At 54.9% G+C, this 25,237-nt stretch carries 21 protein-coding genes and 1 pseudogene; 7 read left to right on the top strand and 15 right to left on the bottom strand.

Annotated features, from left to right (window positions below):
• Window positions 1-216: 216 nt before the first annotated feature.
• Window positions 217-1,416: a putative Ig domain-containing protein gene (locus tag NOR51B_RS06645; protein WP_040481880.1), complete on the bottom strand. Its 1,200-nt coding sequence runs from the start codon at window positions 1,414-1,416 to the stop codon at window positions 217-219.
• Window positions 1,417-1,628: 212 nt separating this feature from the next.
• On the opposite strand from NOR51B_RS06645, the pseudogene NOR51B_RS06650 reads away from it, so the two are divergent.
• Window positions 1,629-2,350, top strand: a pseudogene (locus NOR51B_RS06650) (IS6 family transposase).
• 136 nt (window positions 2,351-2,486) lie between these two features.
• Here the strand turns inward: NOR51B_RS06650 and NOR51B_RS06655 are convergent.
• Window positions 2,487-2,765, bottom strand: a complete 279-nt coding sequence (locus tag NOR51B_RS06655; RefSeq protein ID WP_154647627.1) for a hypothetical protein — start codon at window positions 2,763-2,765, stop codon at window positions 2,487-2,489.
• Window positions 2,766-3,091: 326 nt separating this feature from the next.
• On the opposite strand from NOR51B_RS06655, the gene NOR51B_RS06660 reads away from it, so the two are divergent.
• The 3 genes from NOR51B_RS06660 to NOR51B_RS06670 all read left to right on the top strand — a co-directional run bounded on the left by NOR51B_RS06660 (window position 3,092) and on the right by NOR51B_RS06670 (window position 7,756).
• Window positions 3,092-4,591 carry a DUF1254 domain-containing protein gene (locus NOR51B_RS06660; RefSeq protein WP_009019809.1) on the top strand — a complete coding sequence of 500 codons (1,500 nt, stop codon included), beginning with the start codon at window positions 3,092-3,094 and terminating at the stop codon, window positions 4,589-4,591.
• A gap of 31 nt (window positions 4,592-4,622) precedes the next feature.
• Window positions 4,623-6,125, top strand: coding sequence for a DUF1254 domain-containing protein (locus NOR51B_RS06665; protein ID WP_009020603.1), 1,503 nt, complete (start codon window positions 4,623-4,625; stop codon window positions 6,123-6,125).
• 74 nt (window positions 6,126-6,199) lie between these two features.
• Window positions 6,200-7,756: a DUF1254 domain-containing protein gene (locus NOR51B_RS06670; protein ID WP_009019418.1), complete on the top strand. Its 1,557-nt coding sequence runs from the start codon at window positions 6,200-6,202 to the stop codon at window positions 7,754-7,756.
• Between the two features lie 155 nt (window positions 7,757-7,911).
• Here NOR51B_RS06670 and NOR51B_RS06675 read toward each other — a convergent pair whose 3' ends face one another.
• On the bottom strand, window positions 7,912-8,256 hold the full coding sequence (locus NOR51B_RS06675) for a hypothetical protein (RefSeq protein WP_009020591.1): 345 nt from the start codon (window positions 8,254-8,256) through the stop codon (window positions 7,912-7,914).
• A 318-nt stretch (window positions 8,257-8,574) separates the two neighbouring features.
• Here NOR51B_RS06675 and NOR51B_RS06680 point away from each other — a divergent pair, with 318 nt between their 5' ends.
• Together NOR51B_RS06680 and NOR51B_RS14925 are read left to right on the top strand one after the other, a co-directional pair.
• Window positions 8,575-9,675, top strand: coding sequence for an IS481 family transposase (locus NOR51B_RS06680; RefSeq protein ID WP_009019470.1), 1,101 nt, complete (start codon window positions 8,575-8,577; stop codon window positions 9,673-9,675).
• Window positions 9,676-10,490: 815 nt separating this feature from the next.
• Window positions 10,491-11,075 (top strand): PI-PLC domain-containing protein, encoded by a 585-nt coding sequence (locus NOR51B_RS14925; RefSeq protein WP_050759427.1) that lies wholly within the window; start codon window positions 10,491-10,493, stop codon window positions 11,073-11,075.
• Window positions 11,076-11,517: 442 nt separating this feature from the next.
• Here NOR51B_RS14925 and NOR51B_RS06690 read toward each other — a convergent pair whose 3' ends face one another.
• From NOR51B_RS06690 to NOR51B_RS06715, 5 genes are all read right to left on the bottom strand, one after another.
• Window positions 11,518-11,862 (bottom strand): hypothetical protein, encoded by a 345-nt coding sequence (locus tag NOR51B_RS06690; protein ID WP_040481882.1) that lies wholly within the window; start codon window positions 11,860-11,862, stop codon window positions 11,518-11,520.
• A 5-nt stretch (window positions 11,863-11,867) separates the two neighbouring features.
• The gene (locus NOR51B_RS06695; RefSeq protein WP_040481883.1) at window positions 11,868-12,233 is read right to left on the bottom strand and encodes a hypothetical protein; all 366 of its coding nucleotides are present in this window, start codon (window positions 12,231-12,233) and stop codon (window positions 11,868-11,870) included.
• Between the two features lie 354 nt (window positions 12,234-12,587).
• Window positions 12,588-12,830, bottom strand: coding sequence for a hypothetical protein (locus NOR51B_RS06700; RefSeq protein ID WP_230198420.1), 243 nt, complete (start codon window positions 12,828-12,830; stop codon window positions 12,588-12,590).
• Window positions 12,831-13,040: 210 nt separating this feature from the next.
• A complete protein-coding gene (locus NOR51B_RS06710; RefSeq protein WP_009020770.1) occupies window positions 13,041-13,841 on the bottom strand; it encodes an EcsC family protein in 801 nt (266 codons plus the stop codon).
• A 1-nt stretch (window position 13,842) separates the two neighbouring features.
• Window positions 13,843-14,604: a hypothetical protein gene (locus NOR51B_RS06715; protein ID WP_009019601.1), complete on the bottom strand. Its 762-nt coding sequence runs from the start codon at window positions 14,602-14,604 to the stop codon at window positions 13,843-13,845.
• A gap of 246 nt (window positions 14,605-14,850) precedes the next feature.
• Here NOR51B_RS06715 and NOR51B_RS06720 point away from each other — a divergent pair, with 246 nt between their 5' ends.
• Complete coding sequence (locus NOR51B_RS06720) at window positions 14,851-15,534, top strand: IS6 family transposase (RefSeq protein ID WP_009021312.1); 684 nt, start codon at window positions 14,851-14,853, stop codon at window positions 15,532-15,534.
• A 269-nt stretch (window positions 15,535-15,803) separates the two neighbouring features.
• Here the strand turns inward: NOR51B_RS06720 and NOR51B_RS06725 are convergent, their stop codons facing one another.
• From NOR51B_RS06725 to NOR51B_RS06755, 7 genes are all read right to left on the bottom strand, one after another.
• On the bottom strand, window positions 15,804-18,179 hold the full coding sequence (locus NOR51B_RS06725; RefSeq protein ID WP_009020134.1) for a choice-of-anchor D domain-containing protein: 2,376 nt from the start codon (window positions 18,177-18,179) through the stop codon (window positions 15,804-15,806).
• 599 nt (window positions 18,180-18,778) lie between these two features.
• Window positions 18,779-19,150 carry a hypothetical protein gene (locus NOR51B_RS06730; protein ID WP_040481886.1) on the bottom strand — a complete coding sequence of 124 codons (372 nt, stop codon included), beginning with the start codon at window positions 19,148-19,150 and terminating at the stop codon, window positions 18,779-18,781.
• Between the two features lie 367 nt (window positions 19,151-19,517).
• Complete coding sequence (locus NOR51B_RS06735) at window positions 19,518-19,850, bottom strand: YegP family protein (RefSeq protein ID WP_009019266.1); 333 nt, start codon at window positions 19,848-19,850, stop codon at window positions 19,518-19,520.
• Window positions 19,851-19,956: 106 nt separating this feature from the next.
• Entirely contained in the window at window positions 19,957-20,499 is a 543-nt protein-coding gene (locus tag NOR51B_RS06740) for a hypothetical protein (RefSeq protein ID WP_009019610.1), read from the bottom strand.
• A gap of 142 nt (window positions 20,500-20,641) precedes the next feature.
• Entirely contained in the window at window positions 20,642-21,811 is a 1,170-nt protein-coding gene (locus tag NOR51B_RS06745; RefSeq protein ID WP_040481887.1) for a tyrosine-type recombinase/integrase, read from the bottom strand.
• Between the two features lie 170 nt (window positions 21,812-21,981).
• A complete protein-coding gene (locus NOR51B_RS06750) occupies window positions 21,982-24,621 on the bottom strand; it encodes a hypothetical protein (protein ID WP_009020073.1) in 2,640 nt (879 codons plus the stop codon).
• Between the two features lie 89 nt (window positions 24,622-24,710).
• Window positions 24,711-25,237: hypothetical protein (locus NOR51B_RS06755; protein WP_040481888.1), on the bottom strand; the 527-nt coding region annotated here is incomplete at its 5' end.

Here is a 25,237-nt window from a genome sequence, read left to right on the forward strand (position 1 = left end):
ACTGGCCGGCTCTTCATCATAAACGGGGCACACTGGCAGCCATTGCACCGAATTTGCGAAGGTCGTTTAATGGATAGAACACCGATGTCCCACGCAGGCACCCACCGACCCGCAGTCGGCTGTTAAAACCTATGTGGCAGGAAGGGACACAGCGCTCCCCTGAAAAGAAAAAGCCCAACAGGGTCACTGCTGGGCTCTCGGATTCTGCCGGTGCCGTTACGCCTTAAGTTGGCGTATTCCGAACAGACCCAGCAGGCCGCCTAGGGCCAGTAGGCCGAAGAAGGGCATACTGGGGACTGGCGTTGCAGTCCAAGTGACCGATACAAATAAATCTGGGTTGAAGGTTGCACGGAATTCCACCTCCTGAGCGACGCTACTGGCCACGGTGAATAGGGCTTCGCCACTAGCATCAGTGTCAGTTGGACTTGTGGTGATACTGACTAGGGAGGCGTCTATGGACGCATTCTCAACGGCCAGTGTGACGGGGAGTCCAGACACTGGATCTCCAGCGGTGTCCCGAACGGCTACGGTCAGTGCTGCCTCACTACCGGCGACTACTGATGACGTACTCGCCGTGAAGGTAGAGAGGGCCTCAGATACTTCTACCACTGTGATGGTGACCGTGGTTGTAGCACTGCCACTCGTGGCACCTGTGCCGGTAATGATGTGGTCAGTGGACGCCTGGGTGGCGGTTGGTGTGCCGGATATGACACCGGTGGTGGTGTCGAGTGACAAGCCAGCAGGTAATGCTGGACTCACTGCGTAGGTGACATCGCCGGCGAAGTTAGTGGCCGTCAAAGTGGTCGAGGCTGTGATGGCGGTACCCACGATGCCGTTGATGGTTTGCGTTGTCGGTGCCGCTACCGGCGCGGCAGGTCTCGACCAGTTAGCTGCTAGAACATTGTTGGCAGCATTCGTCATACCTGCTCGGTCGCCGTCTAAATTGTAATAAACTGGATTGTCGCCATTAATAAAAAAAGCTCCCGGAGTAGCCGGATCATTGGTTGACGCTACCGTGGAAAATCCAGGAACGGCAAGACCGCCAGGATCGACATCTTGCAGCTCGGGCAACGCCGTCAAAACGCCCCCTGCGTCGGTCACAAACGATCCGGTAGGGGAATTACTGAACACTACAGGAGAATATACTGTGGTGATGACGTTTGGTGCGTCATTCATGATGAAAGAAATGGCCACTACTTCAGCAGGTGTCCAAGTTTGGGAAATTGCCGTGGTTCCGCCGTTATCCAGGACAATTGAGATCGTAAACTGTTCGCCCTGATTAAAGGGACCCACCGACTCCGACCCTAAGATAGTGCTTGTATATGTCGTTGTAAACGGCGCTGCGAGAACGAAGCTTGAGAGGGTCATAAAACCCAATAAAAATACGAGCTTGCTTAAGGTTCTACGACTGGCCATCGACTGCATCTCCAAAAAATTTGATGCTAGCATACAAGCCGCTGTTCGCTAGCGCTTTCGCCCTGGTTTGTCGAGATTTCTAGCCTACTCCTAGAGCAGCCAGCGATTGCCCCGGTACTGACAGGTTAACCCACTGAAATGAGATCATTCGGTGATGAATGCTCATAAACGATACTGGCAAGTCAACTGACCCTGTTCGGTAGACTCCGCGCATGGATACTTATAAACGCCACCGATTTCCACCCGAAATTATCAGTTATGCAGTTTGGCTCTACTACCGCTTCAATCTAAGCCACCGGGATATTGAAGATCTCTTGGCTGAGCGCGGCATCACTGTCAGCCGCGAAGCGATTCGCCTTTGGTACCCAAAGCACTCGCTACGCTCATGGGGTAGGCCCTGCATCAAGTTCGGCACTATTTATGCGCGGAGATTGAGACGAAAACACCGTGGCTACGGCGATACCTTCTACATTGATGAAGTCTTCGTGGGGATCAACGGTAAGCAGCATTATCTTTGGCGGGCAGTTGATCAGGACGGCGAAGTCGTTGACGGGTATCTACAAGCTAAGCGCTTCTTCAAACGCCTGTTGCGAAGCTACGGAGGAGCGCCCAGGAAAATCATTACAGACAAACTGCGTAGTTATGGTGTTGCTCATCGAGAACTGATTCCTGACACGATCCATAGCACCGAGCAGTATGAGAATAACCGGGCTGAGCAATCACAGAGTCTGCCCCGCTTTATGGGCATGAGGCGACCAGGTTGAGGGAGCGAGCAATGCGGCGATTCAAGTCGATGAAGCAGGCGCAGCGATTTGTTACTGCCCACGCTGCTGTGTCTAATCTCTTCAATCTGGGCAGACACCTTCTGCGAGCTCAGCATTATCGAGATCTCAGGACAAGTGCGTTTGAAGAATGGAATAGAGCGGTTACTTGAGATGAACGAGCGGATTTCTGCATTCTGCCTGAGTTAACTTGGCAGAACCGAGCCGAGCTGTGGCTTCAGGTAGTGGACTAGATTTTCATCGAATTAGCGAAGTTAATTTGCCAATACCCTTTTGTGGCCTATCTTGTTAATCGTCTTCTTTTTGTTCTTTGTCGTCGTTATCGTCTTTGTCATTGCCGAGACGTTTGCCCTGTTTGCCGCGGACCCCGTCGCGAACTTCCTCTTGCTTGCAGTCGCGCTTGTCTTTGCCAACTCGGCCTTCATCTTGCCGACAGTCACGCCGGTCTTGTCTTTCATCGGAACGGCCGCGTTCCTCACGTCGCTCTTGCCGGTCATCTCCATTTGCGTAGGCTGGGACCTGAGCGAAGCTGAGTAGCATTAACGCGGCAATTATCTTTTTATTCATCACTGTTTATCTCCAATACAAAAGTTCGCTTCCATTGTTACGCAGCGAGTAGCGCTTAGTTCGAACCCTGCTTTCTAGGAAGCGACAAAGCGTTCTCTAAGGCCAGCAGCTACTAAAGGTCCACATTACAATGTAAACTTCGTGCAGTCTATTAACAGGTTTGGTTTCTGCCGATCAGTGCCGAAACCTCAGTAGGAGTTCATTTGCAGAATGGATCACGGTGGTAGCCGTAACTCCGGCAAAATGGCTTTTGGCTTTGAAAAATGTAATTTCGCAGCAGTTCTGCCCTTCAGAAAAAGTGATGTTTGTCCGAGGAGAGTCCACTGATGATACGCCTAACCGCTATAACGGTAATAGCATTAGCCGCCGCCGTCGCCCCTGCGTATGGGGAGGTAACGTCTAATCAGCTCGAGGCGATCTCCATCCCCGACAAGGTTCAGACCGCGATCGGTACGCTGGAATTCTTTGACGGGGTTCCGACCGACGACACCGTCGCTACCGTCTATGACAATCTCGACCGCATGCGCGGCATGCAGGTATTCCTCGACAATATCGGTGCTGTGTCTATGTACACCGTGCGCGAGGGCCTGGCCGATGCCGGCGCCAGGGGCGCGAACCGGATCGCCCTTTTTGCGGAGTTGATGGATTCCCAGACCCTCGTGGTCACGGCCAACACGTCGACGCTCTACGCCTATACCTATACCGATCTTGCCGAGGATGGCCCAACTGTAATCGAGGTCCCGCCCGGGATGCTGGGTTTTCTCAACGACGCCTGGCAGCGGTTTGTCGGCAACATGGGCGTCACCGGGCCGGATCGGGGCAAGGGTGGCAAATACCTTGTCGTGCCTCCGGGCTATACTGGCGACATACCTGACGGGTATTTCCTGCTCAAACCCCCGACTAACCGGAACTTCCTATTCCTGCGTGGCTCGATCGCGAAGGGGCTTGATCCTGCCGTCAAGAACATCACCGCCAACCTCAAGGTCTATCCGCTGAAAGATGATGCAAGCCCGGTCGAAACCGCATTTCAAAACGTATCGAAAAAGGCATTCAATACCGTTTTCCCCAGTGACTACAGCTATTTCGAGATTCTGAACCAGATCATTCAGGAAGAACCGATCGATGCGATCGACCCCGAAGTGCGCGGCTCGATTGCGGCAATAGGGATCGCCAAAGGTCAGCCATTTGCCCCCGATGAGCGCATGAAAAAGCTGCTGACCGAGGCTGCGACACTGGCCAATGCCACAGCACGTGCCATCACTTACCAACCCCGTATCGACGGCGTGCGGATATATCCGGACAATCCAGAAAGCGTCTGGTCCACCGCCTTTGCCAACAAGAATACGAGCTTCGAGGCGGACGGAACGATGAATCTCGATGCACGGGTAGTCTATTACTTCAATGCAGGTGGCGTGACGCCGGCGATGGCTACCACGAAGGCCGGCGCGGGTTCGGATTACGCCCTGGCCTTTCTTGACGCCAACCAGCAGGCGTTCGACGGTGCGAAGACCTACAAGCTCACTCTACCCAAGGATGTTCCGGTCAAGGACTTCTGGGCGGTCACGCTGTACGACACCCAGACTCGCTCGCAGCTCCAGACCGGGCAGCCATATCCGACCATCGGCAGTCAGACCAACGGCATGACCGCGAATGCCGACGGCTCCTATGACATCTACTTCGGTCCGAAGGCGCCGGAAGGCAAAGAAGGCAATTGGCTCCAGAGTGTTCCGGGCAAGAGCTGGTTCACGATCCTGCGCATGTACGGCCCGCTCGAGTCCTGGATCGACCAGAGCTGGCGCCCCGGCGAGATCGAGTTGGTCAAATAATCATGCAGCGTCATATTTCAGGGGAAGGGTCATGATTTGCCGGTTGTTTTTCGTAACTGCATTTCTTGCATTTTTTGCTGGAGTTGCGGCGTCTGCACAGGTCTCAGACGCCGAACTGGACGCGATCTCGATTCCCGCAAAGGTCGAGACAAGCATCGGCACGCTAGAATTTTTCGACGGCGTGCCGACCGATGCCACGATCAACAAGCTATACGACAATCTCGACCGGATGCGGGGCGTCGAGGTTTATCTGAACAACCATGGAGCCGCATCACTCAACGCCATGCGTATCGGCAATGCCGGCATAGGTGCCGATGCATCCAACAAGGTCACCATTACCGAACAGCTCCTGAAGCCTGCATCGCTCTATCTGACCGGCAACACGTCGACCCTGTATGCGCTTACCTACCTGGACCTGAAAACCGATGGACCGCTGGTTGTCGAACTGCCTCCCGGCATGTTGGGATTCCTGGATGATGCCTGGTTCCGCTTCATCGCCAACCTCGGCGTGATCGGCCCGGACATGGGCAAGGGGGGCAAGTATCTGTTGCTTCCTCCGGGCTACAGCGGTGAGGAGCCTGAGGGATACTTTACCGTCAAGCTCCCCACCTACAACAATCTGATGTTCCTGCGCGGCTCCATCGCCAACGGGCTGGAGCCCGCGGTTGCGAACATCAAGTCGAAGCTCCGAATCTACCCGCTCGCCAAAGCAGGCGACCCTCCTGCCACCGAGTTCATTAATATTTCCGGCAAGAGCTACAGCACCATCGTCACCCGTGACATTAGCTTTTTCGAGGATCTCAGCGAGCTGGTCCAGGTCGAACCGATCGATGCGATCGGTCCCGAAATGCGCGGACAACTGGCCGCAATCGGCATCGTCAAAGGCAAACCGTTCAACCCCGATGCCCGCATGAAAAAGCTGCTGAACGAAGCGGCGACAATTGGGAACGCCACCGCTCGCGCCATTACCTACCAGCCGCGAATCGATGGTGTCTTCATCTATCCCGACACGAACAGCGCCTGGACGATGGCTTACGCCAACAAGAACACGTCCTTTGAAGCAGATGGAGCGATGGGCATGGACGCGCGACCGCTGTTCTACTTCAACGCGACTGGCGTTACACCTGCCATGGCGACGACGACCCCGGGAGCAGGCTCCGACTACGCCCTGGCCTATCTGGATGCGGACATGAAGCCCTTGGACGGCGCGAAGACCTACAGACTTCGGCTGCCGTCCAATGTGCCAGTCAACAACTTCTGGGCGGTCACGCTCTACGACACCCAGACGCGCTCACTGCTGCAAACCAGTCAGACGTTTCCCACCGTCGGCAGCCAGGACGAAGGTATCCGAAAAAATCCGGATGGCTCCTATGATCTCTACTTTGCGCCAGAGCCGCCCGAAGGCAAGGAGGGCAATTGGCTCCAGACTGGTCCGGGCAAGAGCTGGTTCACGATCCTGCGCATGTACGGCCCGCTCGAGTCCTGGATCGACCAGAGCTGGCGACCCGGCGAAATCGAGTTGGTGACCGACTGAACCAACCCGATAGAAATTAACCACACCAAAATCACTATGAAAATCAACCTGTCAATTATCAAAGGGACGAACTCATGAAACAGTCGGATAACCCGGACGTCGTTGCAAGCGCCAGCATTCTTGGTGGCCTCGGAACACCTCGTAAGTGGGTGCTGATGCAATCGGCGAAAAGAATGATTGTCAATCTGGCTGTTGCCACTTCGTTTATAGGTGTCGCGGTCAGCGCGCAGAGCGCCCAAGCGCCATCGCTTAAAGAGGCCGAAGCCGTGGCCGAGCAGGCCTATATCTATGGCCTGCAACAGGCGATTTATTATGGTCAGCGCTGGACATACACCCAGAATGATACCGAGGACAACATCGTCTATGCAGGCCTGAACCAGTTTTCCTGGGTGCGTAAGCAGATCACGCCCGACTACCCAGTGGTAACGCCGAACGCGACCACGCTTTATGGCGCCGGTTTTCTTGATCTACGCGCGGGTCCAGTCGTTATCGAAGTGCCCGAGATCACCGACCGTTATTTCAGTGTCCAGATCATGGATCAGTACGGCATTTTCCGGATGATCGTCGGCTCGCCCTTCAATGGTACCCAGGCGCGCAAATATATTCTGGTGCCGCCAGGTTTTACCGGTAATGTCCCCGCCGATTTCCCGACCACCGACATCGTGCAATGGCCGGCCTTCACCGCTTATGGTGTTGTGCGGATGGCCAACAAAACCGGGACCGATGCTGAGATTAATATCATCAACGGATATCAGGATCAGGTGACCATCACGCCACTAGCCGACTGGCTGGCCAATGGCAAAAAGGGTATCCCTCAGGCCGACAGAAAAATCGTCAAGGGCGATTTCCTCATTCCCGATGGTTTGCCTGAATATCAGTTCGGCCAGGTCGACAAACAGACCGCCGAGCAATATTTCACCCTGCTCAGTGTCATCCTGAACGATCCGACCATGCCAACGTTGAAGGATTCGGTCATGGAGGCCGACATGCTCAAGCAGCTTGAGACATTCAACATCGGCAAGGGCCTGAGCTTTGACTGGGCCGAACTGACAGCCGACCAGCAAACTGCAATCGAGGCCGGGTTCAAGGCCGGGTTTGAAAACGTCCGCAAGACGCTAAAGACCAACATGATCAATATGAATGGCTGGGGAGTTGTGCGCAATGATGGTGGCTTTGAAACCCGCTGGATGGACCGCGCGATCATTGCCGATGCAGCCTGGGCGGCACCAGACAAGAACATCTCACATGGTGGTGCGTTCCTGTTCACCGATTCCGAAGGCAAGCCGCTGTCTGGCGCGAACAAATACACCTTAACCTTCGACATGAACGATCTACCGCCTGTCACGCAGTTCTGGTCTATCCCAATCTACAGCTCCGACGGGTATTTCGTGGCTAATGAGATCAACCGCTACACTATCAACAGCTTCATGTTGGAATCGGGTGAACTCACGGCCAAGGATGGCGAGTTGGTGATCTATATCCAGAACGATAAGCCATCTGATCCGGAAAAGGCCAAGAACTGGCTTCCGGCGGCGGCCAAAGGGTTTCGCTTTACCGCGCGCTTTTATGGCCCATACGCTCCGATCGTGGACGGAACGTATGACATGCCCAAAGTGGTTGAGGTGGAATAAGTCTCCGGCAAGGTATTACCAAGTAAAGGGTTCTTCATCATAAACGGGGGACACCGGCATTCATTAACCTGAATTTGCGAAGCCCGTTTAAAGGAAAGAACAAAAATATCCCACGCAGGATTACTACTGCGGCGGGTTCTCCAAAAGGGACGGTCTCACGCAATCTCGTCATCCAGTAACGGGCCATCGACACAATCCTGAATGAGACTGTGCAGGCGGAAGTCGCACCAATTCTTGAAAAGTTCCAATGACCGGTCTTGCGGCCAGAGAGTCGGATCGACGTACCACTCGTGGAGAAGGTTCTCGAACACTGGGAGGTAGCACAACTCCAGCCATTCCTCAAAGTGCTCACTGGCGCAGTCGTGAATCAAGTAGGCCGGCGAGTCTTCGTTCGCGCTGTCCAGGGTCACCAGGAGCCCATCCGAGTCAGGATCGGCTTCGTTGACCCAGTCGACGAAGGGCTTCTTGTACCGGATGATAAGCAGATCGCGATTCAGCATGGCGTGACCTCGATGGGTGCCCCCGGAGTGGTCGATGTAACGATGTTATCTTATCCGCGCTGGAAACAATTCACCTACCGACTCAAGTCTATGAGTCAGCGCTCGGAGTCGGCTGGCGAACCTTATAGAAAACCTATAAAAATCATGTGAGTAGCGAGACATAGGCTACACAATATACCGGAGACATGGTTTACACATTAAGGCATTTGGAGGAGGACTCCCGATGCCGTGGAAGGAGTGTAAACCGATGGAGGGCCTGCCCCTGTTTATGGGCATGAACGACTCAGGTTCGTAGCTCGTCTTCTTGATGGCGAGCAGATGTCAGCCCTTTGCAAGGAGTTTGGAATTTCCAGACCCACGGGCTACAAGATCTACAATCGATACAAGGAGCTAGGCCCCAAGGGACTCGAGGATCGGAGCCGAAGGCCCTACAGGCATGCTAATAAACTACCGTTTCAGATCGAGCGAGCAATTCTCGCGATCAAGCGGGAGTACCCGTCCTGGGGCGCGCCCAAGATCCGAGAGAAGCTGATCAAGCAATTTCCGATGGTGAATCCGCCGGCCAAGAGCACGGTGCACGCCATTCTCGATCGTAATGGTCTGGTAAAGCGCCAGAAGCGTCGGCGCCGAAAAGCGCAGGGCACAGCGCTGAGTGAAGCTACCGTACCGAACGGGCTGTGGTGTGCGGATTATAAGGGTGAGTTTCTACTGGGTAACCGTCAGTACTGTTACCCACTGACGATCACTGACTATCGCTCACGATATCTCCTAGCCTGCGAAGGCCTCGACTCCACCAAGTCGGCACTTGCCTTCAATGTCTTCGAACACGCCTTCAAGGAGTATGGTTTGCCGCAGGCCATTCGGACCGACAACGGCATCCCGTTTGCCTCGCCCAACGCATTCTTCGGACTGAGCCGGCTGTCAATCTGGTGGCTTAAGCTAGGCATTAACATTGAGCGCATCAAGCCAGGCCACCCAGAGCAAAACGGGCGTCATGAGCGTATGCATCTGACACTGAAGAAAGAAGCAACGAAGCCTGCTTCCTTCAATTTCTTACAACAGCAGGGTCGCTTCGACAGATTTATAGAGGTTTACAACAACGAGAGGCCCCATCAGGCACTTGGCGGGCAATATCCTGCAGAAGTATTTACACCTTCTGTGCGGGAATACCGGCCTGCCGAAGAGCCCCTGTACCCATTCCACGACAAAGCTGTGAAGGTCACCAAGTGCGGACGCATTTGCATGGGCCACCGTAAGATCAACCTCAGCATCGTGTTCAGCGGTCAGGTCGTGGGGGTACGCGAAGTTGCTGACAAAATTTGGCTGGTCAGCTTTATGGATTTTGATCTAGGATTCTTTGACGAGGATTGTGGAAGGGTCGAGCCCGCCACCAATCCCTTTTTACCGGCAACGGTGTAAACCATGTGCCCGGTATCAGATGTAAACCATGTCTGCGGTATACACCATCAATAAGATGGTGGGCCCGGTAGGACTTGAACCTACGACCAATCGATTATGAGGATGGGGGAGAGGTCGCGTCGAGTGCGGCAAGGGCAAGAAATGTAAGGGATTTTCTGCTCACGCTATTCCTTCAGCACCGATACCGAACTAGGACCGAACCGATCCGAGGTCGGTCTGTGGGTATCGCGGCCGTAAGCCGAAGATTGCTAACGGGTTTCCGCAAACCGAACACCGAACCAGAGCCGAACGGGTGGCTGCAGTGTTGCTCGTCCCCGAAAGCGGACATTCATCGGGTGGGTACTGACAGGCAGAAAACGGCCAGAAGCCGCTGTCGTTGCACCGATGACTGGAGCCCGGGCAGATAGTGAACGAGCTGCCCAACCAGTGCCGCGACTTGCTAGCAATAAACCCCTAACTGTCAGTTGTCGGTACGGATGGCCTCAATCAAAAGTTGCAATAACTCTGTCTTTGGTGCATCGCGTTAGTCTGCCTAGATCCCTATACTTAGGAGCACCTTAGCTAACAATGGGGGGTTAAAACGAATGCATCCCTGCATTTTTATATTGCTCCTGCGACGTCTTACTTCTGCAGTTCTTATATTCCTCTTATGCGGTTGTGCGACGACGCTTGATTCTACTGTACGGTACAAAGACATAAGCCAAGAATTTAGCAGTGGGCAACTCCGACTCAAATGCGAAACTTCTTGCTCAGGGGCCTGGGGCTATAGTAGATCCACCAGCAAAAATCTCTACGCACAACGGCGTTGGGAAGACTTGGTCGCAAATGTAGCTAGAGTAGGCTTTGAGGCAGATTTGGCCTATTTCTACCTAGGGAGAGCAGCGGAGGAATTGGGATATACAGACGCCGCGAGTATCTATTATCGCCTATCTAGGACGGCCTATAAATGCGATGGTTTTATCAATAACTGCGACGGCCTTGAGGTTGAGAAAGAGGTTTCGTCCGCGCTGACTAGAGTGGGCTATAGCCAAGCCGAACCAGTAACTGTCACCCACGCTTCGGAGGATACAAGTTCCAAAAATCCAGAGGCGCTCGCCTTGGTAGCGGAGCAGGAGTCACCAAAAAGAGATGAAGAGTGGCGAAAGCAATCTTGGATGAACAAGGGAAAGGACGCGGTCAGGGCCAAGCTTAAGGACCCCAAGTCGGCAGAATTTCGCAACGTCTATTTCAACAGGGGGTCAGATGGCACGCCGATGACATGTGGTGAGGTGAACGCGAAAAACAGCTTTTCGGGCTACTCGGGATGGCAAAAGTTCATTTCAGCGGGTTCAGCTGAGCTCACGTTCTTGGAGGAGGAGGTAGCTGACTTTTGGCAGGTTTGGAACATCTACTGTACTTGAGCAATCGATGCGTAGACTGCGCTAACATTTCTTTGTGTGAGCGCTGACTCAACAAAGGGGGAAAGTTGGCTTGGCTGCATCCTTCGCAGGATAATCAGAGCGCACGCGACTGAATTTGATTGGAAGTCGATCTTGGTATAAATCAGCGCCAATTGGGGCGGAAGCCTAAATGTTCGCTCCCGTAGCGTGCAAAAAACAAGCTGGCTCTCAAGGTTGCCGACCGTCCGGAGTGGGTCGTTAGCGGACATCCGCCAAAGCGACCTCATATGTCCGCTATCGGCTAGGAGCGGAAATTTGAGGCTCTCCGAATCAGCTGCTACTGTCACCTCATAAGGGACATTCGCACTCGTAAATCTCCGGCACTAAAAAGCCCTCACTGGGAGGGCTTATTGTGGCTGCCGCTTGGCAACCCATGATGTAACAACTTCGGTGGTACTTAGTATTACTCGGTGTCGTAGTGTATCGCGACACCAGTGGCCCAACGGGTCATTCCACCCCAGCCATCAGGAGTCATTCCCTCGCCAGTGAGAACAACAGCATCAGCGCCGAGCGGAGCTGCCTCAGCCCTTACTGCGTTATGCATTTTCGCTACATCACCACTCTTGAACCCGGTGACTGTTACGGTTCCTAGTTCAACATAACTCTTTTCTGGCACTGTCTTGAGTATCTGAACGACGGATGCCTTGGTAGGCTCATAGTAACCCTTCCCCGTTTTAGTCACATCTACCTTTGCTGATGCACAACCAACCAGGAAAGCAATACCTAGTACTATAGCTAAGTTTTTCATCTTCTCTATTTCTCCTCATAGAATTTAATAGCAACACCCACGATACGTGAGAACGTTTTATCCATATCCCGACCATCTTGAGTCCATTCAGCGGTCAAGCTGTGATTCCCACCGAAAAGAGTAATGATCACCGCATCAGCACCGATTTCGGCAGCTTTACGCTGAACATCTGCCGGTTGCTCCCTCCTCGACTGAAACTCTGCAATAACTTCGTAAGGAATATCCGGATTCTCTGTCAGAACTTGTACTTGCTCTGGTGACACTGCAGGGTAACGCTCGTCCGCATAGTAACGGTTAGCAACGTCGCTCGGACCGGCACAGCCAGCCAGAACTACAAAACAGACTAAAAATAAATACCTAATGTACGCCACTCTAAATCCCCCTCTCTAAATGTACTAGTTTTTTGACCAACCGCGCGGACTGACTCATCTATGAAAATCAGAGCTCCTCAACTCCACGCCATCTATGCAATCTTGAGTAGCACAGGATATTAGAAAAATTTCGGGTGCAAAACACCATTCACGCCAAAAGCATGACTTATTGCGTCAAACAAGGTTTTTCTAACGACGCCGCTGCGAGACGAAAGCAGGTCGCAGATTATTTTCGTCTAATGTCCCTTGATAGGCGACAGCCGACTCCAGCAACGCCAACCCGACCGGCAGAAGTGGGTCGAAAGCGGAAGCCCGTGCGTCGCCCCGCCAACGTCCGCTTTCCGGCAGCCCGGCTCACTCCCCATACCGCTCCCGACACTGCCCCACGATCGCCTGCACCCCGCGCTTCGTCCGGGGCTCTAGGGCCTCCACCAGCGCCTCGACACACTCCCGCTGTTGCTCGGAGGCGTCGGGTCCCAGCAGCGCTATAGCAACCGCCGTGGCTCCCGCGGACAGCACGATAGCGCCAAGGAGCGTCAAGGCGGGCATCAGACATCCTCCGCGATGCAGTGGAGAGCGCCGTGGTAGGTCGTGCATCGTTCAGCCGGGGCTGCGGGGCTATCCCCGGCGCCCTCGGTAGCTTCCTGGATGCAGTACAGCGCGCCGTTGAAGGTCGAGCATTTCTCGATGTGAGTCGGAGTTGAGCTGATAATGACCTCGGTCGCCGAAGAGCCCCGCAGGTCCCGGGGGAGGGCAGCGATGCCCTCAGCGCCGAAGGGGATCAGGTACGATGGCGCAACATTGGAATCAGGGTTCCGGGCGAGCCGGCAAGCGAAAATAGGCATCCTCAATACGCTCTGGCCCATAGATTCGTTCCAGTCTCCTAACCGCAAAGTGGCCCCTTGCCATATCTTGGAAATGATCGATGAAAACAGTGTTAATGATCGCTCCACCAAAAGCGCCTATCGCTGGGACCGCCTGAGCCGCTATCTTCTGCGAAACTTGCACGCCGAAATATTGAGAAACGCGGGCAATAAGCCTGACCAGTGCGGGACTGCCGGTTTGAGTTACTCCTGCACGCGATAGATGTTGCGCTGCCTCGGAAACGGCTTTGGCCAGGGCCGCTCGTACTGCGTAATAACCAAGCTCTGTTCCATCGTCCTGTTTGGATGTGCCCCCGAGGGCGAAAACCTCAATACAAGCAATTTTTGTCGCTAAGTTATCGACAGATTCTCCTTCGCTTCTCGCGATGTCTGCCATTGAACGAAGCATGATGGTGGTCGATATCGGCAATTCGACTGCTATAGCCGCAAGCCCAAAAAACCCGCCGACACCACCACTGGCCGCAACGCCAAACTTGTGCCAATTGTTTGAGGATGCAACGCCCGGGGTATCCTCGATCGTGAAAATGGCTGCATCAGCGGCACTGTGCAATGCGGTCTCTACAACATCCTGTAAGCCCTCGTTCCAGCTCACTGGGAGCTGGTCTAAACCCAATTCAATAGGAGCGCCAATATAGTTTGATATTTTTGAGGCAACCCCGGGATTCTCAAGCAGCAACTTTGCTTCTTGGAGTTGTTTCTGATGTTCATTTGAAAGGGTCGGCATCTCAATTACCAAGCCAATTGAAAAGTTTGTTGCTCCAATAACGCTCCCTTACCTTTGCTTGATCATTAAGTGACCGTGTGAGGGAGTCAGTGATTATGTTGTACTGCGTTGCCAGGAGACTAACCGTAAACTCAGCCGGAGCTTCACAAAATGTCCCAGAGTAAAGGGTTATCGGCATCCCAAACTCAGTCGCGGCGACCTCAAGTTCCTTGAACATCCGGCACATCTCGACGGTTCCAGCGACAGCGAATCCCATGCTTGCAACATCACCGACGACCGGTACCCAAGCCATAACCTCTCCAGCCGCGGTCTTAATTGCGACCTTGGTCATTCGGACATTATGTTGTCGAGTAATCGCCTGGGCTTTAGTCTTGAAGCCAGTAATGCCTGTCTCCTTCTGCTTGAGCTTCGCCTTCGTTGAGTCGAGTTCTGCGGTCACCTGTTGAAGCTTTCTGCTTTCAAGATTCAGCTTAGACTTCACATCCATGAGTTCTGAATTTGCTATGTTGGCTGAGTTTGTCAGGACTTGAGCAACGGTACTGATTCCGAAATATTGCGCCGCGTTGCTGAAATGCTCTTGTGCAGCCCCTGAGAACTGAAGAGATGTCATGAGTGCGCTGCACAAGAGTGCGAGCAGCAGGATCATTGACAGCAGAGGGTGGCGGACTGCCCACCAGAGCATCCTAAGTGGGGCTGAAAGCAGGCTGAAGAATTTATTGTCAATTTTGGCAGCGGGTCCTGCGTTTTTTGCTTCAGTGATCATTTAAAAATTAGCGTCCTTTGGGGTTTCTAAAAGATGATTTTTTAGGCTTTCTCTCGGGCAGTCCCGTTCCGCATTAGGTGCTTTGTTTGGGAAAATCTATCCTGCTGAAGTAGAGGACCGGCTTCGACACTGTTAATAATGCGTGAGGTCTGAGAGAGATTGAATGACGAAGCGCGTCAATCGGATTACCTGATACGCCAATGAGGTACTGCCAAGTTAACTGACCGATTTCGGTAGACTCGGCGCATGAATACCTACAAGCGCTACCGATTTCCACCCGGCATCATTTCCTACGCTGTCTGGCTCTATTACCGCTTCAACCTCAGCCATCGTGACATCGAAGATCTTCTGGCGGGGCGAGGCATCGCAGTCACTCGCGAATCAGTCCGCCTCTGGTGCATCAAATTTGGCGCTCTGTATGCGCGGAGATTGAAACGAAAACACCGAGGCTATGGCGACACCTTCTATATCGATGAAGTCTTCGTCAAGATCAATGGCAAGCAACACTACCTGTGGCGAGCAGTCGATCAGGACGGTGAGGTGGTTGATGTATTTCTACAGGCAAAGCGGGATGGTGCTGCTGCAAGGCGCTTCTTCAAAAGGTTGCTACGCAGTCACGGCGGTGAGCCCAGGAAGATCGTCACTGATAAGTTACGAAGCTATGGAGTTGCTCACCGAGAGTTGATTCCCGAGACGGTGCACAGCACCCAGCAGTACGAGAATAATCGGGCTGAACAATCACACGAGGCGACCCGGGCACGGGAGCGAGCAATGCGGCGATTCAAGTCGATGAAGCAGGCGCAGCAATTTGTTACTGCCCACGCTGCTGTGTCTAATCTCTTCAATCTAAGCAGACACCTTGTGCGAGCTCAGCATTATCGCGATCTCAGGACAAGTGCGTTTGAAGAATGGAATAGAGCGGTTACTTGAGATGAACGAGCGGATTTCTGCATTCTGCCTGAGTTAACTTGGCAGAACCAAGTCAACCACTGGTCGTCACACCGCCTTCATTAGGCATCATAGCCTCCCGCCCGCGCGATCCGGTACCCGCGGGCCCTGTTGCTATGGAAGGGGCTCTAGGGGGATATACATGGGGCCCCATTACAGGGCCCTGGCTCTGCAGCTGCCGCTGCCGTAAGCCGAAGATTGCTAACGGATTTCTGCAAACCGAACACCGAACCATAGCCGAAAGCCCGTCTTCAGCGGGAGTGAATGCGTACCGGCTGCCGTAATAACCCACTTGCCAAAAGTATGACCATAATCGCCAAGAGTGACACCTGACTGCGACTCATCACTGCGATGGCCTGAGGCCCTTGCGACGGCCCGCCGGGAGCACTGCTGGCGGGCTGTAACGCGCCGCTGGGGTCGACGATCTCGCCATTGACAAGGCCGTCCTCATCGAAGGGTCCACCGTCGGTGATGCTGAAGCTCACCACGCTATCGGAAACAGTGGCCGGGATCTGCTGCCACGGGCTGTCTGCCTTCCAGTAACCAACTCCAGACGGCAGAGGGTTGCCGTAGTCGAATCGTATATCGACAGTCACGCCTGGGGCACAGTCGCTTATTCTGAAATCAACGATGCCGTCCACTGGCGTAAAGCTATCAGGTGGCTGTGGAGCGCTGCCCTCCGTCAGGAACGTAGGGTCTTGGTTAAAGGCACACGCAGGGTCAGAAGTAGTGAAACTAATGGTCCCAACTGCCCCGCTGGGTAAAGGACCGGAAAAGGTTCGGCGCGGTAGATAGCCATCTCCCACAAGGGCAACGACGTCAGGGCTGCCGCTGGCATCACTCAGAATGCGCAACTCTTGCGCGACTTGTCCCGCAGATCCAGGGTTAAAGACAACCTGTATTGTGCACGCCGCGGAAGCAGGGAGCGATGAAGGTAGTGCGCCAAGCCCACAGTCCTCGTTGATGATTGAAAAGTTTGACCCGATTATTACCTCGGAAATCGTCAAATCGACTGAGCTGACGTTTCGGATATCGACTGATTGCGGGTCCGAAGATTGGCCGACCACTATTCGGTCGAAGTCTAGTAAGCCGGGAGAGAGTGCCGCTCCAGCCGTAACGCCCTTTCCGGAAAGCGGGATTAGTGTCTGTCCCGTGGGATCGTCGCTAATGATCGCGATGTTTGCATTAAAAGCGCCTGAGTTCGGCGGCGTGAAGTCGTAAGTCAACTCACATTCTTCGCCAGGTTGGAGCGCGAAGGGAGGCGCAGCGCAGGTGCCGCCCGTGAATGTGAACTCGTCTGCAGATGTAGAAATACTTTGCACGTTAAGCGTGGCGCTGCCAGCGGAGCGAAGAGCTAGTAGTTCGGAGTCGCTGGTATCACCGACTTTGACCTCCCCAAAGTCTATATTGTCTGCGGCCGGATCCAGCGATGACACTACGCCGTTGCCTATGAGTAGCAGCGTATCTGGGCTGTCAGGCGAGTTGCTGACGAGCAACGACCCCCTCGCCACCGGGCCCTCAACTGAAGGAGCGAAGGTAATGCCAACGCTGCAGCTAGTGCCTGGAGCCAGGTTCAGGCTTGGCGCACAAGTAGTTGAGCCGGAATCGATCGAAAACTCTGGGAAGCGATCAAAGCCTGTCAGCGTGAGCGTAGTCGTTCCGACATTCGTTAAATCTGCGACTTGTAGACTACTCGTTTCGCCTAGGCGAACCTCGCCGAAATTGAGTACTTCTGGAGCAAGGGCTAGGCCAGCGGAGACCCCGGCGCCAAGAAGTTGCACTGTATCCGGGCTTGTAGGGCTGTCGCTCACTATCTCAATGGTGGATTGAAAATCCCCATTTTGGATAGGCCGAAAAATGTAAGCGAGTGTACAGCTAGAGCCGGATGGTAGAAGAGTCGGCGGTGAGCCGCAGGAGCTGGAAGCTAGTGTGAATCCGTCTATTGGGTCATTGACTGAGATTATGTTTGCATCGAGAAGTCCGTGAGAGGTGACGGTAACCAAAAGCTCATTGCTGGTTGCGCCAAGCTCAATCTCACCAAAGTCTAGAAAGCTTGGCTCGATACTAACGCTAGGCGTAGGCGCAGACACTATCGGATCACCGATGGGCAAGTATACGTACCGCACGCCCCCGCAAGCATTTATCGTGCAAGGCTTTTGTCTCTTGTAGCCCATGCGAGGAACGGTCCTCTCGTCCAGTAGGAAAATCCACTCGGCTCCGCCTCCTGCAACCGGCGTACAAGTCACTCCTAGATCAAAACAGTCGCTTTCCGCAATGCGTAAACGGATGGAATCCCTCTCAAACGAAGTGTCAGCGAAAGTGAACTCGGAGTCAGCAACGCCGGTTGTGCCTGTGGGCGTTTGGGTGAAACTGCTTGGAAGAAGCCTTGCATATACGTCGACTACGTCACCGGTTGCCGTATCCTCCGTGTATCTGAACACGTTGCCCGTGTGAACCTCGTAACGAGGGCCGCTAAGACTGCTTCGCACAAAGGTTGCATCAAACCGGTACTCCCTAGTCAGAAGTTCAGCGTGGCTAACGATTGGCAGTAAAATGATGATCGACGTTCCGAGGTTGGCGATTAGGCGAAAAAATGACCCGAAAGCAAGCATTCGTTGTGTCTTCATTTTTGCAGATCCCAAAATAAACACCGGCCCACCCGACGTGTGATTGTAGGCGAGCGATAGAAGAGTCCGAAAGTTGTTTGAGCACTCTCGGGAGTTTTTTCGCCTACAACTAAGCGCTACCGGGTTTCCTGATCGCTTTTAAAACCATCGCCAACAGAAGCGCTGGCAGAAACTGTTATTTCGATCAGGCCGACGCATAAATATCTTGAAAACATACTCGGGAATGCTGTGGTTGTGAGTCTCATTTCGGCGGACCTCTCCCAATGCGGCTTATCATCAGCAAGGCTCAAAGCTGTAGTATTCACGGTGCCAAACCTGTAAGCAAGAAATTGCACGCATTGGTCCGCTGTGGAGTTTCCTTACCTGCTTCTCTTGTGGTTCCAGTCTGGCCATTTCTGCTGCTCTCTCCGGCTAGTGTCGGTACTTGAACAGCGGTTCGGTATGCGAGTCGACTCGGCGGTCGCTACATCCAGCCGTCCCGGATGCAGCTCACCTCCCTCCCCGTACCGCTCCCGACACTGCCCCACGATGTCCTGCACCCTACACTCGGTCGGTCGCTCGCAGCCTCCATTCTTATGACCGGCGATATATCTCTCCGGTCATTGAACAAGCGTTCCAAAAGGCATATCCGGTGGCAATTCAATGTTTTGTGCGCTAAGCACTTTTTCAAAGCGCCAGGGCGCATCCGTAGATCCCCGCGTAAAGCGTAGGACTAAACTGCGGTTGTCAGTGACGCCCACGTAAACAACACTTATATGCTGCCAATGCAAGGCAAGCGATCCATCGGGCAAGTTCTGTCGAATGTATGGGTCGGTTCCCAAAAGTCTTATCGCCTCCTCGGGAGTTGTCTCGCCTACAACTAATCGCGACAAGGTCTCCTGATCGCTTTTGAAACCATCGCCAACAGAAGCACATCCAGTAACCAGCATTGCGATCAGACCGACGTACAAGAATCCTGTGAATCTATTCATTGTATTGTGGTTTCCTCCCTCATTTCAGTACTCAGGTCATAGTGCGGTCTCTCGTTATTAACGTCAAATATGAATGGCGAAACGATTGAACGCTAAATTCATAGTGTTGTATTACTACAAAGGGGAAAGGCGGCCAGGCAGAGGAGTGCCGGGGAGAGCGCTTATGTGGTTTTATTTGGGATACCCGACTTGGGCGAGGAAGATTTTGCCTCAGGCTCTGGCCTCCCGCCCGCGATACGCCCCTGTCGCCCGAACTGTAGCTATGTGATGCGGTCCAGGAGGAAGGTAGGGGACGTTGCTGGGCCGTACCGACCGTTACTTGCTACGCCATTACAGCCTTTATCGAGTCGCCTGCACTGTTAAAGTATTAAGTGTTATCGGCAACCTCAGCAGACGGTCCATTCTTTTTGACAGACTCAATACCGTTCTCCATGCCAGAGCTGCCAGAATACATCTCGCTCTTGCCAATCACCTGTCCATTTGTGGCCTTCAGAACAAAATAAGGCTCGCCCCTTTTGGACTCCTTTCGCTCATAACGGGAATCATCACCGGCATTCTTCTGAACCGATGTAATGCCGTTCTCGGCGGCCGACTTACTTTCATAGAGTTCACTCGTGAGGATGATTTGGCCATTCCCCGCCTTGAGATTGAACATGTACTTTCCGCTCGGACTTTTCTTCAGATCAAACTTTCCTGCCATTATTTTTCTCCCTCGATTCCAGGTAGGCAAAGCGCCTGACAGTAGTGTAGACCAAGCGATATAAATTAGGCGATAGCGGGCACAGGAGATGGAGCGAAAATTGTTGCTATCCCTGCTCAGCAGCGCTTTCAAGCCAAGTATCCGTGTTCCCCTTGACGCTCTCCCACACCGCCGTCGGGTTGGGTAGCTGCGGATTGCAGGCGGCTGCGATGGCGCCCTCAGAAGCGGCCTCATCCAGACCAAGCTCGCCATACAGTTCATCCAGATCTTTGATGCTCTGACAGGCCTCATAAAGTTCATAGGCGGTCCCTCCAATCAGCGCTGCAATGCCCAGATAGGGGATGGCCTCGGCGGGTATTGCCGCAACGCTGCGGGTAGCCACTCGCTTCGTACGAACACTGAGGCGGGTGCCGAACTTCCTGACGGCTGCGGTGCGTTTAACAGCCGCACTCTTCTGTTGCTTTATGACCTTGTCTTTGCCAGTCAGGCGCTGGCTCATCACGTCCGCCACCGTTTGAACGCCTGCGGCAGTGCTGATCACGCCCGACAGAGCGGCGTTGAATGCAACGCTGGTGAGCGTCAGTAGATTGGTGATGAGGAGAGACAGTATTACGCCCGTGAGGAACAGGCGGCGGGTCCAGGTAAGCATGGGCAGGTCTCCGAATTGCTGTGGTTAGGCTATCAGGTGTTGAGGGCCTCGCGAGCGCGCGATCCGGTACCCGCGGGCCCTGGACGTATGCGATAAGGCCTCGGGGATGTGCATGGGGCCCCATTGCAGGGCCCCGGCACACTTACTCAGCCATCGCCGCCTTGATGCGATCACCGGCACTGTTGGCAGCGCCTTGCAGGCTCTCCTTGGACAGATGACTGTACCTCATTGTCACTTTAGGGTCGCTGTGACCAAGCGCCTGCTGCACTTCGTAGAGCGAGTGCCCGCTATTCACAAGCATCGAGGCATAGTTATGCCTCAGATCATGCAAACGCAGTCCCTGAAGATCCGCCTCCTCACAGATGCGCTCCCAGTTCTTGCTGAGATACTTGTAGGGGCCACGCTTGCCAACAAACAGGTGGCCAGAAGTACATCCCGAAGCCCGTATCTCCTGAAGCACTGACCGAGCGATGTCGTTCAGGGGCACTGCCCGCCGCTTCTTGGACTTGGAGTGCTCCGAGCGGATGGTCCAGACCGTTTGATCCCGAGCGATATCGTCCCAGGTTGCAGCTTTCGCCTCGCCGGACCGGGCGCCCGTAGCCAGCAGCCACAAAACAATGCAAGCCATGGGCCGGTTCTCGTGATCCCGCAATACACGCATTAGTCGCTTGAACTCCTCATCGCTTAGGTAACGCTCGACCAGATTCTCGGAGTTGAACTGCTTCACCTTGGCAGCGGGGTTTACTTGGAGCATCCCCCAATCAACCGCCAAGTTCAGAGCGTGCCGGAGTAGCTTGAGGTGATGATCAGCTGTAGCTGGGGCCAGTCCGTCCTCGCGCAGCTCATTGTGGAACTGCTGCACCTCCTGCCGGGTGATGCGGTTTATCGGCGTTGCACCGAACCGGGGGCCGAGGCGAAGCCGGTGCATGTCCGCATCGTTCTTCCAGGTGCGCTTGGCCTGCTTGGCATGCGGTAGGTAGCTCTCGGTGAAGAACGCGTTCCAGGTCGGGACAGCCTTGCGCTGCCGGGCGTCTGCTTGGGGGTCGGCACCGAGGGCAATCGCAGCCTTCAGCTGCCGAGCTTTTGTACGCGCCTCTTTCAGCGTTAGGTCGAGGGTTGTCCCGAGCTTGGTGTGTGCGGTCTTATTGCTGCCGTTGCGATGGCGCAGGTAGACCGAGGCCCAGTCGGGGCAGCCGGCGCGTACCTCCACGTACACCCCAGGCACGACGGTATCGCATAGTTCTTCTCTGCTTTTACCGGGGGAGCAGGGCCGCGGGCGGTCGAAGTGTTTCTGGGTCAATCGTAGTTTCATAGTCGTTCTCCTGTGTTGCCGGTGATTGAAAGGATTGGTTGTTTAAGAAGAGGGGTTTTGGGGAAGCCGGGGTTTCTGTCGGTCGCGCAGGGAAGCGGTACGCGGCCCAGACCGCGTGACTGTCCCCGAAGCAACCGACAAGAACCCCAGATACCCCGATACCCCCGGTGTTAGGAGTCGTCCTCCCGTAGGGTGGCCGCCGGCGACGGAGCGCCAGAGACAGTCGCGACGCGGTATTCGTGTGCGTGTTTACCCTTGCGTCCCTGCCGGCCCCTGCGTTCCAGCTTGTAGCCATCCGCGATGCGACCCTCGTTGCGCGAGAGGTACCAGCCCAGCAGCTTGTTCTCGATCCGACGGCTTTTTCCGGCAACCTCAAGGAGGGCGTCGTGGAGGGTATGGTCCTTTGCGGTGCCACTGTTGTTGTAGCTGCCTTCCGGCGTATTGACGAGGGTGCTGACAGTCACCCAATCCGAGGAATGGACGGTGTGCCAGGCATGCAGCAGTGCCGCCAGGTTCTCTGCGTCCGGGTCTGAGGCACGCAGGCGTGCCTGCGAGGCAACCGGTGATGGTAGGCCCAGCCACTGGATGGGATGGCAGACCTTTTCACTCCAGGTTTCAAAGCGGCCGAGCCGGTCATCGGTGAAATTCGTGCAGCGTGACTCCTGGTAGCCCTTTAAAATGGTGAACAGGGCCTTCAGCAGACTGCCGCGGTGTTCCCGCACATAGCCGGGGAGGTCCTTGACCGAGAACGAGCGCCTTTCCGGGTGTTCGACGCCGGCATTGAGCTTGATCACAAGGCTCCGGCGCACCATATCGCCGCGAACAGTGAGGTTGTTGCCGGTCGCCGCGAGCGTACAGCACACGGGCAGCTTGACGATGGTATTGCTGCCGAGCTGCCGGTCCGTCCACTCGTTCGTCGTCAGGAGCGCATTTAGACTATCGCCCGCGATCGGCTTTGAGTAGTTGTCCAGGTTCAGACTGGTCAGCCCTTGTAGGACCATCGACGTGATGCGCTTCCGCATCTCGTCCTCGCTTTCCCGACCGGAGACGGGTGGCATCAGCGCAGCATCGACCCCGCGGACCAAGATATTCGACACTTCCACCAGAAGCCCCTTGCCGGTGCCGGGCGCGTTCGCTGAGACGCACGTCAGCGGCGCTGTTGGCAGCAAGGGACGCAGGAGCAGTGTTAGCAAGTACGCCAGGAGCACCGCGCGGTCGAGGTCACGATCCTCAAAGGGGAATTCCGCGAAAACCGCGAATACCTCTTCCGCTGCTGCCTGGGCATCGGCAAGCGAAACCTTCTTGGGAACGGCTATGTCCTCACTCAAGCCTTCGACATACAGCTGCGTTTCGCTGTCGTAGCCCGGAGTGGCGTGCAGGGACCCATCGGAACGCAGGAGCGGACATTCGGAGATGCCGCGGAGTTTTGGGATGTCGCCCCAAAGCCCGTATCCATCCAATAGGGTGGCCACCACCTTCTGGCAGGCATCACACGGCCCCCAACCGCGGTTTTCGGTCCACTTTTCCCACGCAATTTCTCGGCTCAGGACAAGAGCGAGCGTCGTCTGCTTATAGGGGATTATCGCAGCGGTACCAGCCGGGACCTGGATACCGTCCTCCGTGGTTGCGCTTTCCGTGTGAGCGACCCGCACCAAGGCGTTTCCGCGGGCGAAGGTAATGGGTGGATTGATGTCCGCCAGAAGTGCAACTGCGGAGCTCACGTTAATATCAAGTCGACCGCCGCTGATCCGCAAGCGAGGGCGGTCATCCAGAGCCCGGCGGGCTGCGGCTATGGCAGCCTTTGCGTCGCCACCATGTTCCAGTTGCGTGAATACGCTGAAGACGTCGTGGGCGCGAGGGCTCTTGCCGCCCGCGTTGAGGGGGTCCGATCCGTGGTGCGAATGCACGAGCCATGCTCCGTCTTCGTGGCGGAACAGCACCGTGCCCGCAGTGCCGCTGGTCGATCCCTGGCAGAGGAACCGGTAGCTCGGGTCGCCATTAATCTCCTCCACGCCCCAGAGTTCATATCCGTGCTTTTGCAACAAGTCGATCTGCGCCCGGGCGTCGGGATGGGCCTCGGTATAGAGAGCGGCTACCGAGTCAGGATCCTTCGGTCCTTTGGAATTGGTCTTATCGACTCCGGCCGGTGGCGACACCGACGAGACTGCCTTCGTCAGAGCCCCAGCGGCCGGTGCCCACGGTGCGCCGTCGAGGTGACTGAGGAATACGTATTCCTGATTTGCATGGGCGCGGCGCGGCAGGTACCAAGGCTGCGACATCACGCCGTTCTCCCGGACATTGCACAGATGCACGCTCTGGGAGGCGAGTTGCTCGCAGACGTACTGGGCCGCCAGCGGCACCTCCTCAGCCGTCATGGGTGATGTTGGAATCACTACGCGGTGGCGATTGCCCTTTTCCTCGCTGCCATGGGAGTGCGTGGTGAAGAGGACGTGCGGGATGCCAAGAACACGCAGGGCGTCGTGGGTTTCCTGCGGGGGCGGAGCGCCCTCATGAATCTCTCCGATGGTGGGGTCGAAACGACGGTCACCGTCAAGGATGAGTAGCTCGGAGTGAGCGATGTTTGCGTCGCTGCGGGTTGTGCAACCGTCTTTGAGGGGGCCGCGGACAAAGTAGGGCCCGTCCTTGGGTCCAACCGCAGGGGGCTGCGAAAGTGCTTCTTGAAAGGCCCCCAGCGTCGGGGTGACGGTCTGCAGTGCGGTATGTGTGATGCCACCCTCGCTGCGAGCGTAGCTGATCCTGTGGTGAACCCCGCGAGGGGTGTTGTTTTCGGTGTTGCTGTCGGTCTCCATTTTGGCGCCTCCTTTTCGGCATATCGAATGGAGACGGGATTAGATGGCGGTAAACGGCCTCAGATCTCAAACTGAGGAAACGTCAGATTTCACTTTTTCGTAGTGCTGTGATCCTTGCGTGTTCTCAGGCTTTCACTAAGGACCCTTTCGATAGTGGAGAGAGCGGGCTTACCGTTGGATACTCCGCGCTGATCCAGCGCTTTACTCGCCGCCCGCGTGATTTCCGCTACGTTGGGGTCTTCCATCGACCCGCTTACGGGGCCTGGCTTTTCGCCGAAGAATAGGTCAACCAGGGCGGCTATCACTAGCTGATGGTTGCGTTTTTGATCTGCACGCATCTTCTTTTCATCTGGAACTTCTTGAACGTTGGGTGGTGCCCAATCGTGGATTTCAAGACTAAATGTAGTTTTGAGCCAAAAATATGCTGATCGCTTTGTGAAAAGCCCAGCTTCGGGAATAGAGGGACGGTTTACCATAACAAGATCGCTGGCTTGATTGGCTTGGATGGACTCGGTTTCCAAGAGTAGTTCGTTATAAATTTTTGCGGCGAGAGCATCGATCTCCGACAGCTCAGCCTTTTTCGCTTCTAACTCCTCGGGAGTTCTCAGAAACGACC

It is taken from the genome of Luminiphilus syltensis NOR5-1B, assembly GCF_000158175.1.
GTDB lineage: Bacteria > Pseudomonadota > Gammaproteobacteria > Pseudomonadales > Halieaceae > Luminiphilus > Luminiphilus syltensis.

Coding starts and splice junctions, on each gene's coding strand:
- NOR51B_RS06645 (WP_040481880.1), bottom strand. CDS start 1,416: ATGGCCAGTCGTAGAACCTTAAGCAAGCTCGTATTTTTATTGGGTTTT.
- NOR51B_RS06655 (WP_154647627.1), bottom strand. CDS start 2,765: ATGAATAAAAAGATAATTGCCGCGTTAATGCTACTCAGCTTCGCTCAG.
- NOR51B_RS06660 (WP_009019809.1), top strand. CDS start 3,092: ATGATACGCCTAACCGCTATAACGGTAATAGCATTAGCCGCCGCCGTC.
- NOR51B_RS06665 (WP_009020603.1), top strand. CDS start 4,623: ATGATTTGCCGGTTGTTTTTCGTAACTGCATTTCTTGCATTTTTTGCT.
- NOR51B_RS06670 (WP_009019418.1), top strand. CDS start 6,200: ATGAAACAGTCGGATAACCCGGACGTCGTTGCAAGCGCCAGCATTCTT.
- NOR51B_RS06675 (WP_009020591.1), bottom strand. CDS start 8,256: ATGCTGAATCGCGATCTGCTTATCATCCGGTACAAGAAGCCCTTCGTC.
- NOR51B_RS06680 (WP_009019470.1), top strand. CDS start 8,575: ATGTCAGCCCTTTGCAAGGAGTTTGGAATTTCCAGACCCACGGGCTAC.
- NOR51B_RS06690 (WP_040481882.1), bottom strand. CDS start 11,862: ATGAAAAACTTAGCTATAGTACTAGGTATTGCTTTCCTGGTTGGTTGT.
- NOR51B_RS06700 (WP_230198420.1), bottom strand. CDS start 12,830: ATGCACGACCTACCACGGCGCTCTCCACTGCATCGCGGAGGATGTCTG.
- NOR51B_RS06710 (WP_009020770.1), bottom strand. CDS start 13,841: ATGCCGACCCTTTCAAATGAACATCAGAAACAACTCCAAGAAGCAAAG.
- NOR51B_RS06715 (WP_009019601.1), bottom strand. CDS start 14,604: ATGATCACTGAAGCAAAAAACGCAGGACCCGCTGCCAAAATTGACAAT.
- NOR51B_RS06720 (WP_009021312.1), top strand. CDS start 14,851: ATGAATACCTACAAGCGCTACCGATTTCCACCCGGCATCATTTCCTAC.
- NOR51B_RS06725 (WP_009020134.1), bottom strand. CDS start 18,179: ATGAAGACACAACGAATGCTTGCTTTCGGGTCATTTTTTCGCCTAATC.
- NOR51B_RS06730 (WP_040481886.1), bottom strand. CDS start 19,150: ATGAATAGATTCACAGGATTCTTGTACGTCGGTCTGATCGCAATGCTG.
- NOR51B_RS06735 (WP_009019266.1), bottom strand. CDS start 19,850: ATGGCAGGAAAGTTTGATCTGAAGAAAAGTCCGAGCGGAAAGTACATG.
- NOR51B_RS06740 (WP_009019610.1), bottom strand. CDS start 20,499: ATGCTTACCTGGACCCGCCGCCTGTTCCTCACGGGCGTAATACTGTCT.
- NOR51B_RS06745 (WP_040481887.1), bottom strand. CDS start 21,811: ATGAAACTACGATTGACCCAGAAACACTTCGACCGCCCGCGGCCCTGC.
- NOR51B_RS06750 (WP_009020073.1), bottom strand. CDS start 24,621: ATGGAGACCGACAGCAACACCGAAAACAACACCCCTCGCGGGGTTCAC.